This is a genomic window from Bradyrhizobium sp. AUGA SZCCT0177 (assembly GCF_018130125.1).
Taxonomy (GTDB): domain Bacteria; phylum Pseudomonadota; class Alphaproteobacteria; order Rhizobiales; family Xanthobacteraceae; genus Bradyrhizobium.
This window is the reverse complement of sequence record NZ_JAFCMA010000055.1, coordinates 1-12519: the sequence shown is the minus strand read 5'-3', so window position 1 is coordinate 12519 and position 12519 is coordinate 1. Positions and strand designations below refer to the sequence as shown.

16 protein-coding genes are annotated in these 12519 nt (G+C 62.3%); 12 read left to right on the top strand and 4 right to left on the bottom strand.

All coding sequences use genetic code 11. From position 1 onward, the window contains the following. The first annotated feature begins 230 nt into the window (after positions 1-230). Positions 231-560, top strand: coding sequence for a hypothetical protein (locus JQ597_RS36000; protein ID WP_212270128.1), 330 nt, complete (start codon positions 231-233; stop codon positions 558-560). A gap of 100 nt (positions 561-660) precedes the next feature. Further along, on the top strand, positions 661-1854 hold the full coding sequence (locus JQ597_RS35995; RefSeq protein ID WP_212270127.1) for a DUF1963 domain-containing protein: 1194 nt from the start codon (positions 661-663) through the stop codon (positions 1852-1854). A gap of 63 nt (positions 1855-1917) precedes the next feature. Here JQ597_RS35995 and JQ597_RS35990 read toward each other — a convergent pair whose 3' ends face one another. Continuing rightward, a complete protein-coding gene (locus JQ597_RS35990) occupies positions 1918-2514 on the bottom strand; it encodes a TetR/AcrR family transcriptional regulator (RefSeq protein WP_212270126.1) in 597 nt (198 codons plus the stop codon). A gap of 103 nt (positions 2515-2617) precedes the next feature. Here JQ597_RS35990 and JQ597_RS35985 point away from each other — a divergent pair, with 103 nt between their 5' ends. From JQ597_RS35985 to JQ597_RS35945, 9 genes are all read left to right on the top strand, one after another. Further along, positions 2618-3313 (top strand): PspA/IM30 family protein, encoded by a 696-nt coding sequence (locus JQ597_RS35985; RefSeq protein WP_212270125.1) that lies wholly within the window; start codon positions 2618-2620, stop codon positions 3311-3313. A gap of 94 nt (positions 3314-3407) precedes the next feature. Then, a complete protein-coding gene (locus JQ597_RS35980; RefSeq protein ID WP_192740356.1) occupies positions 3408-3683 on the top strand; it encodes a YiaA/YiaB family inner membrane protein in 276 nt (91 codons plus the stop codon). Positions 3684-3839: 156 nt separating this feature from the next. Beyond that, the gene (locus JQ597_RS35975) at positions 3840-4268 is read left to right on the top strand and encodes a hypothetical protein (RefSeq protein WP_212270124.1); all 429 of its coding nucleotides are present in this window, start codon (positions 3840-3842) and stop codon (positions 4266-4268) included. Between the two features lie 125 nt (positions 4269-4393). Beyond that, positions 4394-4828 (top strand): hypothetical protein, encoded by a 435-nt coding sequence (locus JQ597_RS35970; RefSeq protein WP_212270123.1) that lies wholly within the window; start codon positions 4394-4396, stop codon positions 4826-4828. 13 nt (positions 4829-4841) lie between these two features. Beyond that, positions 4842-5231 (top strand): hypothetical protein, encoded by a 390-nt coding sequence (locus JQ597_RS35965; protein ID WP_212270122.1) that lies wholly within the window; start codon positions 4842-4844, stop codon positions 5229-5231. Positions 5232-5406: 175 nt separating this feature from the next. Continuing rightward, positions 5407-5682: a YiaA/YiaB family inner membrane protein gene (locus JQ597_RS35960; protein WP_192740352.1), complete on the top strand. Its 276-nt coding sequence runs from the start codon at positions 5407-5409 to the stop codon at positions 5680-5682. 527 nt (positions 5683-6209) lie between these two features. Then, on the top strand, positions 6210-7250 hold the full coding sequence (locus JQ597_RS35955; RefSeq protein WP_212270121.1) for a hypothetical protein: 1041 nt from the start codon (positions 6210-6212) through the stop codon (positions 7248-7250). 5 nt (positions 7251-7255) lie between these two features. Further along, positions 7256-8455 carry a hypothetical protein gene (locus JQ597_RS35950; RefSeq protein WP_212270148.1) on the top strand — a complete coding sequence of 400 codons (1200 nt, stop codon included), beginning with the start codon at positions 7256-7258 and terminating at the stop codon, positions 8453-8455. A 71-nt stretch (positions 8456-8526) separates the two neighbouring features. After that, positions 8527-8733, top strand: a complete 207-nt coding sequence (locus JQ597_RS35945; protein WP_192740350.1) for a hypothetical protein — start codon at positions 8527-8529, stop codon at positions 8731-8733. 89 nt (positions 8734-8822) lie between these two features. On the opposite strand, the gene mddA is transcribed toward JQ597_RS35945, so the two are convergent. After that, a complete protein-coding gene (gene mddA, locus JQ597_RS35940) occupies positions 8823-9596 on the bottom strand; it encodes a methanethiol S-methyltransferase (RefSeq protein ID WP_212270120.1) in 774 nt (257 codons plus the stop codon). A gap of 54 nt (positions 9597-9650) precedes the next feature. Further along, positions 9651-9983, bottom strand: a complete 333-nt coding sequence (locus tag JQ597_RS35935; RefSeq protein WP_212270119.1) for a hypothetical protein — start codon at positions 9981-9983, stop codon at positions 9651-9653. A gap of 59 nt (positions 9984-10042) precedes the next feature. Here JQ597_RS35935 and JQ597_RS35930 point away from each other — a divergent pair, with 59 nt between their 5' ends. Continuing rightward, positions 10043-11788: a winged helix-turn-helix domain-containing tetratricopeptide repeat protein gene (locus tag JQ597_RS35930; RefSeq protein ID WP_212270118.1), complete on the top strand. Its 1746-nt coding sequence runs from the start codon at positions 10043-10045 to the stop codon at positions 11786-11788. Between the two features lie 8 nt (positions 11789-11796). On the opposite strand, the gene JQ597_RS35925 is transcribed toward JQ597_RS35930, so the two are convergent. Then, positions 11797-12174 carry a hypothetical protein gene (locus tag JQ597_RS35925; RefSeq protein ID WP_212270117.1) on the bottom strand — a complete coding sequence of 126 codons (378 nt, stop codon included), beginning with the start codon at positions 12172-12174 and terminating at the stop codon, positions 11797-11799. Between the last annotated feature and the right edge of the window lie 345 nt (positions 12175-12519).

The window sequence follows — 12519 nt, the reverse complement described above, 5'->3', positions numbered from 1 at the left end:
CGGGCTTGACCCGGCCATCCACGTCTTTCTTGCTGCAACGCTGCAAAGACGTGGATGCCCGGCACAAGGCCGGGCATGACGGCGTTCCTTGTTAAGCGCCTGCACGCTAATGCCTTGCTGGCCAACGATCCTGCCTCATCGATAAAATTTTACTAAAATCCGACTCTACCTCCGCACCGCCCTTCAACGCCTCCTGTGTATCTCCGGTTGCGAGAACTCAGGGGGCTGAGATGACGGATTTCTGGATAGTCGGCGGCTTGATGGCGGGAGCGTTCGTCTCGCCGCTGTATTTCCTGATCATGCGGTGGCTCACCAGATCGCAGCGCGCCGCTTTCTTTGTCCTGATCGGCGCGCTTCTGCTGGCAATTTCAGCGCAGATCTACAACAGCGCGATCGCGGGACATTATTTGTCGCTGGCTGACATCCTCGCGATGTTCAGGCCGCTGTCCTTCCTCGCGCTGACGCTGGGCTGGTTCGTGTGCGGCTTGTTCCACGCGCTGGCTTCGCTCGGCCGGGTATGGGCGCCGCAGCTGGCGCGGCCGGCATCGTTGCACAACTAGGACATGGACGCATTAACGCGCAGCCATAGACGCATTGAAGCAAGCTGGACGACAGCCGCCGCTTCCAAACCATTTCGCTTTCAATCGAGGTCTTAAGCCAATGGATGATGATGATGCTTGGCTTGCCGAACTGTTTGAGCGCGGAGGCGACGCGGACCGCGCAAAACAGCTGCCGGCCTGGGCCCTGCTGTTCCACTCGCCCTTCGACCGTTCTGGCGACGCCACGTCGTGGATCGGCGGCGCGCCGAAAGCGCCGGGCAACTTCGAATGGGCGAAAGACAGGGACGGAACGCCGCTCCACTTCATTGCCCAGATTGACCTCGCGTCGTTGAAGCCTGAACCGCAGACCGGATTGCGGCCGCCGGGCTTGCCGGCGGAAGGTGCCCTGCTGGTCTTCATCGGAAAATCCTGGGCCTGCCGGATCCTCAGCGCTGCCCAGATGTCCCAGGCAAAGATCCTTCCGCCGCCCGAAGACCTCGCGCCGGTCAGCAAGCACGGCTTTTTTGGCGAAGGGCGAACGTTTCTCCGCCGGCCCGTCACCCCGACCGCCTTTCTCGACACCGGCGACGACCGCCCGGCGTCATTACCGGATCGCTTCAAGTCGCCGCTCGACTGGATCGTCAATTGGGGCATCGCCGCGCTCGAAGCCGAGAGCGTCATCCGTAGTCTCACATTCGATCTGAACGACGGGTTGCAGTTCTTCGCCTGGCGGGAACGCTTGCCTCAGGACCAGGCCCGCGAACAGGATCTCAAGGAGGTCATCCGCAACAAGGTTGCGCATTACGGTGTCCTCGAGCGTAAGGCGCCGAGCGTGATCGCAGCGCTCGAAGCCTGGCGCGACCTTGCGCTCTCAAAGTCCAAGGACGAGGCCATCGACAAGGATTCATTGACCGCCATTATGCGCCTGCGCCTCGATCTGCACGACGAGATGCAGCCGCACATGTCGAAGCACATGCTCGCGGGCAGGGCCGAGGCAGTCTGGGACGCGATCCGCCTGCAATACCCGCGCATCGACCACGGCGCAGGCTATGCCGAACTGCCATCGTGCTACCGCCCCTTCGTCGACATGCGTGAGACCGGCTGGCGCGGCCATCGGCTGTTCGGCATCGAGCCGGCGTTTGAAAACAACTGGGAAGATTTGCGCGGGCAGGATTGCGTCATCAGCATCGCCGCCGATGCGCTGCTCCAGACAAAATCGGAGCACGAGTACGGACTCTCCATCTGGTGCCCGCGCGACCGGATCGCGAAAGGCCTGTTTGATGGAGGCCAGCTGATCCGCCATTGCGCCGTCTAGGCCGCAAACAGCTCGCGGGACGAGCGAGGTTCATCCAAGCGCCCTGATTGATGAGCACGCGGCCTAGGTCAGCCCCTTCACCATCGCCCGCACGATAACCGCGATCTCCGCGCGCAGCGCCTCGACCGGCACCGCGATCAGCTTCTGTTCGAGGCCGAGCAGCACCATGCCGTGCACGGCGGAGAAAAGACTGCGCGCCGTGACGCCGAGTTCGCCTGGAGATCGTGACGCCAGCAATGCAGCGAGCGGCTGGAAGATGTGGCGAAACAGATCCATCTGCTCGCTGACCGCCCACTCCGGAATAGGCTTGCCCGGCGTCATGCGGTGTTCGAACAGCGCGCGCCAGAGTTGGAGATTTTCGGCGGCGAAATCGCAATAGGCGACCGCAATGCGCACCAGCGTCTCGGTCGGCGAGGGGGGACCCGCGCTTTCGGCTTCGCTCAGCGCGGCATCGAGCCGTCGCAGCGTGCGCGATCCCACCAGCAGGACGAGTTCGTCCATATCGTCGACCAGATTATAGACCGCGCCATTGGCGCAGCCGATTTCCCGCGCCAGTTCCCGCGTCTTCAGCGCCCCCAAACCGCCCGTGGAAATGCTCCGTTCCGCCGCTAGGATCAAATCTTCGCGTAATTTAGCCCGTCTTTCCAATGCCTTAGACATTTTCTACCATTTTCTTGAGCGATGCTCAAAATAGTTCTTGAGCAATGCTCAAGATGTGCTACAACAGATTCATGAGCAACGCTCATAACACAGGGAGCTCCAAATGTTCAAAACTGTTTTGACGCTTTTCCGGGGCAGCGTGGCTGCCGCGGGAGAAGAACTGGAAGACCGCTCGGCGCTTCTGATCCTCGACCAGCAGATGCGCGACGCGGCCGCGGCCGTGGAACGTTCCAAGCGCACGCTGGCGCTGGCGATCGCGGGCGATCAGCAGGAGGGCCGCCGGCTCGACGCCACCAACGCCCGGATCGCCGATCTCGAAGTGCGCACCACCGCGGCGCTTGATGCCGGCCGGGAAGACCTCGCCCGCGAGGCCGCGCAAGCCATCGCCAATCTCGAAGCCGACCGCGACGCCGCGATGACCGCGCGCACGCTGTTCGCATCCGAAATCACGCGGATGAAGCGCCAGGTCGCCGGTGCGGAGTCCCGGATCACCGAGCTCGATCGTGGCCGCCGCATCGCCCGTGCTTCGGAAGCTGTTCGCGCCATGCGCCGCGGCGGGGTGGAGGCGACCCGGCCTTACGAAGCCACGCTGCCGGAAGCCGAGCGGACGCTGAAGCGTCTGCGCGAACGGCAGATGGAAGCCCAGGCTGCCGACGAAGCCCTGATCGAACTCGATGCCGCCTCAGGACCGCTGGCGACCGCCGAAAAGCTCGCCGAACAGGGCTTTGGACCACGACTGAAGTCGACCGCTGACGACGTGCTCGCGCGGCTGAACGCCAAGCGCACGCAGACGACCTGAACGACCCGTTGAACCAAGCCCACTGAGTCAAGCCGACTGAACCGAGCCTTCGATTTAATACCCAACCTCAAACGTCCACACACAGGAGACTATCATGAACCAGAATGTCCAACCCCACAGCAATGCCTGGGTTACCTTCACCTATGTTTCGTTCGCCGCCTCCGTCTTCATGGTCGCCGTCGGCCTGTTCTATCTGCCGATCGATCTCTGGATGAAGGGCTATCTCACGATGGGCATCATCATGATGGTCCAGTGCTGCGTCACCCTGACCAAAACCGTCCGTGACATGCACGAAAGCGGCAAGCTGGTGAACCGCATCGAAGATGCGAAAGCCGAGCGCCTGCTGATGGAAGTTTCGAAGGCCGCGTAAACCTGTGGCGCGTGCTGGCGAAGGCGGGCGGCGGGTGTTTCGGCATCCGCCGTTCGTTTCTCCGGGGGCACGCTCTGGCTCATCAACAATCGCGTTGGAGCGCGATCCCGCGCGAACTCCAATTTACCTGGCAAGAGAAAGGTGAGGACGATGCATATGTCTTCCGAAAATCCTCTCGATGATGAATTTGGCGGCGTACCGGCATGGGGTCCGCCCTCGCTGCGACGGGCGCTCGTGTTCCTGTTGCTGGGCCCGATCCTCGGCGTTCTCGTCGCCCTGTCACCCGACGTTGCGAGCGGGGGACTTAACGCCTGGCTCGTGCTCATCGGCAAGCAGGTGTTTGTCGTCGCGCTGCTGGTATCGGCAATCACCGGGCTCGTCGACGGCATCCTGTCCCGCACCTTGTCGATCTTCTTGCGGGCGCCCCTGATCGCGATCGTCGGCGCGATATCGGCCATTGGCCTGCCGGCCGCTTTGCTCGGACCGCTGCCGCAGGAGATGTCGATGGCGCTTGCGATCGGCGGCGCATTCTGCATGGGCGTGTGCTCAGTGCTGTCGCACGAATATGGCCGTACGAACACTTGAAAGCCGGCATCCGCCGTCCGCTTCTGCGGGACGCGCCGCTTCATCAACGGTCGCGTCAAGCGTCCACCACGCGCCAATCGGCGAAGTCATGTTACAAGGCGAAAACAGGATTAAGGGCAATGCACGTGTCTACTGAAAACCCTCCCGAAAATGATGCCGACCGCGGATCGCTCTTTACCGATCTGCCCTGGCTGCGACGCACGCTCGTGTTCGGGTTGCTGGGTCCGCTGCTCGGCGTTTTCGAGCTGTTGGCATACGAGGCCGTGCGCGGCGGATTAGGTTACCTGCTTTCCGTCATCATGGGAGTGGTGTTTGTCTTCGGCCTGCTTGCCTCCGTCGTCACCGGGATCATTGACGGCAGGCTGTCCGGCATTTTGCCGATCGCCTGGCGGGCGCCCCTGGCGGCGCTGTCGGGCGCGCTGCTCGCCATTGGCCCGCCGGCTGTCTTGCTTGGGCCGATGCCGCTGGATTCTTCGATAGCAATTGGGGTTGTCGGCGCACTCAATATGGCCGTGTGCTCGCTGCTGTCGCATGATTTTGGCCGCAGCCGTCCGTTATGAGGAACTGATTTCAATGAATCGAACGCTGGTGTTCCTGCTGCTGGGTCCGTTATCGGTCGTTCTCACGACCTGGGTCGCGGTTGGAATGCCCTTTGAAAGCTTTGTCCTCTTCTTCGCGGTGCTGTTGTTTCTTGTCACCTTTCCGGTTTCGGCGATCGTGGGCATCCTTGACGGACAGCTGGCCCGCGCGATCCCGCTTCTGCTGAGGGCGCCCCTGACGGCGCTGGTCGGCGCGACGGCGGCCATGGTGCTGCCGCGCGCCTTGCTTGGATCGCTGCCGCAGGACATGTCGGTGCAGTTCGGCCTCGGCGGCGCATTTTGCATGGGCCTGTGTTCGTTGCTTGCGCACGACTATAACGCCTCGAAAACCCGGCCCGGCGACGTCAGCGGTTCCCGGTCGTGAATTATTTGACGTGGCCGCTCAATGTTCGTTTACCCTTGCGCAACCTGAGGGTGCTTTGATCATATCTCCTTAACTGGCGCGGGCGCAGGAGTCGGTGGCGGAGGTTCCGCAACGGGATTCACGTCACCGGGCCGGGACCGGTCCTTCGTTTCAGCCGCATCAGCAGGATGGCGCCATGAACCAGAATGTCCAACACCACAGCAACGCGTGGGTCACCTTCACCTATGTGTCGTTCGCGGCCTCGGCCTTCATGGTCGCCGTCGGCGTCTACTTCCTCCCCGTCGATCTCTGGATCAAGGGCTATCTCACGATGGGCATCCTGATGCTCGTGCAGTGCTGCGTCACTCTGACCAAGACCGTGCGCGACATGCACGAGAGCGACCGGATGGTGAACCGTCTCGAGGACGCCAAGGCCGAGCGGCTGCTGATGGAAGTTTCCAAATCAACGTAATCGGTCCGCGTTACCTGAGCGCCGTGGCTGGCGAAGGCAGACGGCGGGTGCTTCGGCATCCGCCGTTTGTCTGTCCGGCGATCGCAGCAATTGGCTTAGGGGTTAGGCCTTGATCTGGCTAACGAGAAAGCTTGGCTGGCTTGTGTTTGTCTTTGGATCGCTAGCAACATTGTGGGCGGCGCTCGGAGCTCTAGGCCAGTTCGTGGGCTGGCTTATGACAGGCAGTTGGACGCCCATTGCAATGCGTGTCCTCTGGAAGGGGCATCCGGACCCACAATCTGATTGGGTCGCACTTCAAATCGTCCTCGATTTTTACTCCGGCTTTCCGCTCCTGCTCGCAACGGCCTGTATCGGCGTTTGTCTCGCTAGTCTTGGGCTTAAGGTATCTCGCGACTAGCCACACTGTTCTCCGCCGCTTTCACGTGGCCGTTCAAGCATCTTTTACCCTTTCGCAATCCTGTCCGGGCGAACTCATGGCTCCTTAACAGGCGCCGCGCACAACTCTTGCCTGTATAATGGCAGGTGTCATGGCGTCTTCTGGGAACCGCAATTCGGCGATCCGTCATGGCCTCGGGCAGATCAGCTCCGCGGCCGGGCGCCTGCGCAGCTATGGCGCGTTCTGGCTGAAGGCGCTCTCGCAGGAAACCATCGATCTCACCTTGCGCACCCACACCGGCCTGCAGACGCGGATCGTCGAAAGCCCGGGGCTTTCACTGGCGCAGCCAGACCTCGACGCACTGGTTGCGGATTTGCGCACCGTCGCCGGCAAGACCCTGCCGGCCGGCAGCCTCACCTACGGCATCTTCTCCGGGAAACGCGAACGCCTGTCGCGCGCCATCGTCACGCTGATCCGTGAAGAAGCCACCGGCCGCCCGATCGCCTTCAACGCGCTGTCGGTGATGTCCGTCGAGCTCGACGGCGAGCCGCAGGAGGTCACCCATCTCGGCCTCGTGATGGTCGACCCTGACGTGCAGGGGCAGGGGCTGTCCTGGGTGCTCTACGGCCTGACCACGCTGGTGCTGTTCGCCCGCGACGGTTTTCGTCCCAAATGGATCTCGAACGTGACGCAGGTGCCTTCCGTGTTCGGAATGGTCTGCGACACGTTTTCGGATGTGTTTCCCTCGGCTGATGCCAATGCGCGGCAGAGCTTCGCCCATCTGCAACTGGCGCGCGGCATCATGCGCGAGCATCGCGCGGTGTTCGGCGTCGGTGATGAGGCCGGGTTCGACGAGACGCGTTTCGTGATCACCGACGCCTATACCGGTGGATCGGACGCGCTCAAGAAAACCTGGGACGTCGCGCCAAAACATCGCGACGAGCAATACAACGCGTTCTGCATGCGCGAACTCGACTACGCCAGGGGCGACGATGTGCTGCAGCTCGGCCGCGTCGATCTCGCCGGCGCGCGGCGTTATCTGCAGCGCGAGGTGCCGGCCGGCTCGATGCCGGCGCTGCTGGCCGCCTCCGCCGTGCTGGCGCTGCAGCGGCTGGTGCTTCCGCTTTTGCATTGGCTGGACGATACGCGCGCATTCGGCACCTTGCGGCCCCGGTCAGGGAGCAGCCGATGAGCCCGATGTCATCAGGCGTGATCGCCGATTCCATCGTTAATCTCTGCGGCGCGCTCGGGCTTTGCGTCGCGATGTTCGCGCTGTACCGGCGCGATCCCAGGAGTCCGCTGACCCTGCGCCTGCTCCTGCTGCTCGGCGTGGTCGCGCTGTTGTTTTTTGCGCGCGGTATTGCCTGGTGGTCCGGCAGCGCCTTGCTCGATCGGCTGTCGCTGATTCCGGCGGCGCTGCTGCCGCTCGGCGCGCTCATTGTCACTGAAGGTATTTTGCGGCGTCACGCGCCGCGTGCGGCCAAGATCGCGGCATTGACGGGCGCCGTCGTGATCGGCCTCGGCGGCGTGTTCGGGCTGGAGAGCTACACGAGGCCTTATGCGATCGCGCTGGCGATATTCCAGCTTGCGGGATTTGTCATTTGCGCGTGGCTGTTGGCGACGCGGGACCGTACCTCGCTGCTGGCCTCCGAAAACCGCAGCATCGGCCGGCTCGCGGCCGGCGCGCTGATCGTGATCCCCTTCATCGTCACGGATTATCAGGCGCTCGCGCCTGATATGCCGGTCCGGCTTGGCGCGCTCGGTGCGCTATTGGTCGTCACCGCCGTGCTGATCGCGGGTGGCGGCAACGAAACGCGGCGGCAGGGTATCCTGATGACGGTGCTGCGGCTGGTGAGTTCCGCTACCCTCGGCGCCGCAGCCGCCTGCGTGTCGCCGGATGTCGATGCCGCGCAAATCATGCGCTTCTGCGCGATCGCGATTGCGGGCGTGCTGACCATCGGCCTGATGACCGACACGCTGCGCGCGCTGTTCGAAGCCCAGGTGCCGGGTGTTTTGAATTCCGTCGCGGCGTCCGCGGCCCGTACCCGCGACGAATTGATCGCGGAACTGGCACGCCATCCGATGTTCGAAAGTGCCCGGCGCCATCGCGAAAGAGATCTTGCCGCCTACGATCCGCCATTGTTGCGGAAGGCGCTGTCGACGCGCCGGGTGTTGCGCCGTCCCGAAGCGCCATGGGGCCTTGCCGCGACGGATCCCGCGGTCGAACGGTTGATGTCGCTGATGAAGGCCGGCAATGCCACGCATGTGATTATTTTGTCGCATCAACCGGTCGATCTGCTGGTGCTGGCCGTTCCCGTCATTTCCGCCGATCCCGCCACCGAAACCGCGCTCGCGCTGGTGCGGCGCATCCTCGCATTGACACCGGAAGCGGCGTGACGGCCGACATCAAAATGTGTTAGGTGCCTGACATCTTACGCGGCAAGCGTTCTTCATGACAGGTGCGGCTGATGGACAAGCAAGCGATGCGCGAGGAGGCCGAGCGCCTGATCCGCGAGACCATGGAAAAGAGAAACCTGACCATCAAGCAGGGCAATACGCGGATCGAGACAACTTGCGGCAAATGTGGCGCGCCAAACCGTCTGCAGGCCGAAAAGGGCGCCACCCGCGTCAAATTCGCCTGCAAGCAATGCGGCCACAAGCAAGAGACGCTTTGAGCATCGTCGTTTCTCTCTGACACGCGAACGGCCCGCCGGGTCATCGGCAGGCCGTTCCGACTGATGCATGGCGCGTTCGCTCGTCTCGCTCAGAACAGACCGGGCAGCAACATGGCGACCCGTTCGCGATATTTGCGATATTCGTCGCCGAAGAATGCGACCAGGTCGCGCTCTTCCAGCCAGATGCCGACGAAGATGTAGGCCGTCGTCACGGACGCGAACAGCAAATGCCCCAGCGTCATGACAGGCGTTGACCAGAAGGCGATGATAAAGCCGAGATAGATCGGATGCCGGATCAGGCGATACAGCCCCGGCGTCCTGAACGCGATGGGCGCGGTCAGGCGTCCGGCGAAATGCGCCACCACCTGCGTCAATCCGAACAGCTCGAAATGGCTGATCAGGAAGGTGCTGTAGAGCACGATAAGCCAGCCCATAAAGCCAATCGCGGTCACGACGCCGGCGAAGACCGGCCCTTCGATGTTCCAGACCACCGCCGGCATCGGCTGCCATTGCCAGAACAGCAGGATCAGGCTGAGGCTGGCGAGCAGGACGTAGGTAGAGCGCTCGATCGCCGGTGAGGCGAAGCGCGCGAACAGTCTCTTGAAGCCCTGCCGCGCCATCCCGCTGTGCTGCACGGCGAAGATCGACATCAGGATCAGGTTGATCAGCAACGCCGTCGACAGCGAAGAGGTCGGGCCGGTGTTGATGGTCTTGGGGACGACCAGTCGCGAGACGAAGCCGACCGCGTACAGGAAAGTGCCGAGGAAAATCAGATAGGCGAGGCCGCCGTAGCATAGGGCGAGCATTCTCATCGCAAAGGAAGGGATTGCGGCAGGCGTACCCGTTTGCATCGTAATCGACATCTTCAGTCTCCTCAAAATATGCAGTTGCTCGGAAATCTCTTCGTTCAAGCCGGTTCAGGCGGCGCGCTTGCGCTGCCTCGCTGCTGCCAGGACCTGGTCGATCGGGCCGCAGTAGATGCGCGTCTTGTCCAGCCGGCGTTGATCGAGCTTTCGCTGCGCGATTGACGCGGCCTCTCGCTCATGGTGGGCGATCGCGGCCGCCACCTGGCCATTGAGGAATCGCCTCAGGCGCGCGGCCAGGACGAGGATCTTCCTCAGCAGGGTTGGCGTCGTCGTGGACTGGAACGGCGCAAGCGCCCGCACTGCATGATGCTGGCCACGTTGCCGTGCGGCAACGGGCCGTCTGGCGGAATATCCGTAAGCGTGGAAATCAGACGAGCCGATCATGTGACGTCTCCGGTTGTATGATCCTTGACCCGTCTGTAAATTGAGATGCGCCCTCACGCTTGGCGGACTCCTTCAGGAGACGTTGGTTTTTCCTCCGCCAGAGGTTGATTTCGATCTGTAACGCCGGGGATTGTGGCGTGGCCTCCGCCGAGGTGGTAATGAAATACCGATTTTCCAATTTCGAGATCGACCTTGGCCAACAGGAGCTGCGCCGCGAGGGCGTGTCCGTCCACATCGAGCCTCAGGTCTTCGATGTCATCGTTCACCTGGTGCGCAACCATGACCGGGTCGTCAGCAAGGATGAGCTGATCGACACGGTCTGGCATGGCCGGGTGATCTCGGAAGCCGCGTTCTCCAGCCGCATCAATGGCGCCAGACGCGTGCTTGGCGACAACGGAACGGATCAGCTTTTTATCAGGACGTTGCACCGGCGCGGCTTCCGGTTCGTCGGCGATGTTCAGGCGGTCGCAGCGTCGGATGCCGATGCGGTCAGGCTTGCTCCTGATGACGCCGCTGCAGCGGGCGTGGCTCCCGCGCGGGTCTCGATTGCCACCGACGTGTCTCATCTCGACGATGTCGTCTCGGAAGTCGTGAAGGCGGAAGCCATCGCGCGATCGTCGATCGCGGTGCTGCCGTTTGAGAACATGTCGAATGACCCGGAGAACGACTATTTCAGCTACGGCCTGACCGAAGACATCATCCGCCTCTTGGCCCGCAATCGCTGGCTTTCCGTGATCTCGCGCCACTCCACGGTCGGATTCGGGGGGCGCGTGGTCGATGCGCGTGAGGTCGGTGCCCAGCTCGGCGTGAGTTATGTGATGTCCGGCAGCGTTCGCAAGAGTCGCGACGCGGTCAGGATCACGGCGGAACTGGCCCGGGCTGCGGACGGAAAACAGCTTTGGTCCGACAAATACGATCTTCAGCTCGAGAATATTTTCGATATCCAGGAGGAGATGGCACGGCAGATCGCGGCCACGATCGAACCGGAGCTGTCGAAGGTGGAGCAGCAACTGGCTGCCCGCAAGGCGCCGGAAAGCCTGGATGCCTGGGATTGCTACCAGCGCGGCCTATGGAATCTATGGCGATTTACCACACCGGGGTTTGACCAGGCGGAGGCCTATTTTAGGCGCGCGATCGAAGCCGATCCGGATTTTGCTCGCGGCCATGGCGCGCTCGCCTACGTCAATGTTCAGCGCTCGCTGTATGACGAGCCCAGGGATCGTCCGGCTCGGCTGGAGACGGCGTTGCGCCAGGCGCGTGTCTCCGTGGCGCTCGACGACCTCGATTGTTTTTGTCACTGCGCCCTCGGCCGTGCGCTGTGCCTGACCCGTCAGAATGACGAAGCGCTGGCGGCGATCGACCTGTCGCTGGAACTCAATCCAAGCTTTGCGCAAGGGTATTTTGCGCAAGGATTCAATTTACTCTGGTACGGGCGGGAGATCGAAGCGGAAACGCTGCTCGATCGAGCGACCATGCTCAGTCCGCGCGACAGCCATCTTTGGAGTTTCCATCACGTGCGCTCCTGGGCGCATTTCTCGCTCGGTGAGTACGACATCGCCGTCGAGTTTGCCCGCAGGGCAACCCGGCAGCCCAATGTCCCGTATCGGGCGTTTGCAACACTGGCAGCCTCGCTCGGCCGTCTCGGCGAAAAGGCTCAGGCCGAAGCGGTGGCCGCCGAACTGCTGCAACGCAAGCCGGGTTACAAAACGGATACCGCGCGGCAGGAGCTCTTCTTCTGCAATGATCAGGGCTTCATCGACCGGTTCGTCGCGGGCCTGCGTGTCGCCGGCATAACCGGCGGCTAGCAAAGCGGCTATTTCACTCGCAGCCGGAGCGGAATGACCTGCCGGTCGGAGCAGGTCATGGTGCCGTTATAGCCATCGGATAATGGTCCGCTGGCCGTGCATTCGGTGCCCGGCATCGACAATGTCGCGTTCAACTGGGACGAAGCCGAAATCTGCAGGCGCATTTCGCCTTTCTTCTCCACCGGGCCGTCCTGCGTGCACAGGCCGATATGCTTCAGTACGAGCGGGCCACGGTAGTCCCTGATGCGGCCGGATGCCGTTTCGGTGACGGTGGCAGTCACTTCCCATTCCCCGAGAAAGCCGGAAGTGCCGCTCACCTCAAGCGCGCGCGCCGGCGACAGCGTCGCCATGACGGCCAGCGTGACAGCCAGACCAAATGCTTTCACAACCTGCTCCCGTGCGAATTGGCCTGTCACTCTTATCACGACTCTCTCCGCCCGTCATTCCGGGCTCTCGCTTGGCGAGCCGCGGAATGACAGCTTAATTTGGATGTCGTCCTCTCCGCGTCATTGCGACCCGGTGGCTCGCAATGACGGTTAAGTGCGACATATCAGCCCGACGGGCAAATCGCTTCTGGTTTACGGAAATCGTGTCAAGTCCTGAAATAAAAAATATTTCTGTTTACCAGAATACAAATCAGGTGCATATCTTTGCCCATCCCGTCCCACTCAGAGGGCGTCGGCCGTCGTCACGGACGTTGGACGGGTTGCGGTGGACGCTGGTTTACGCCT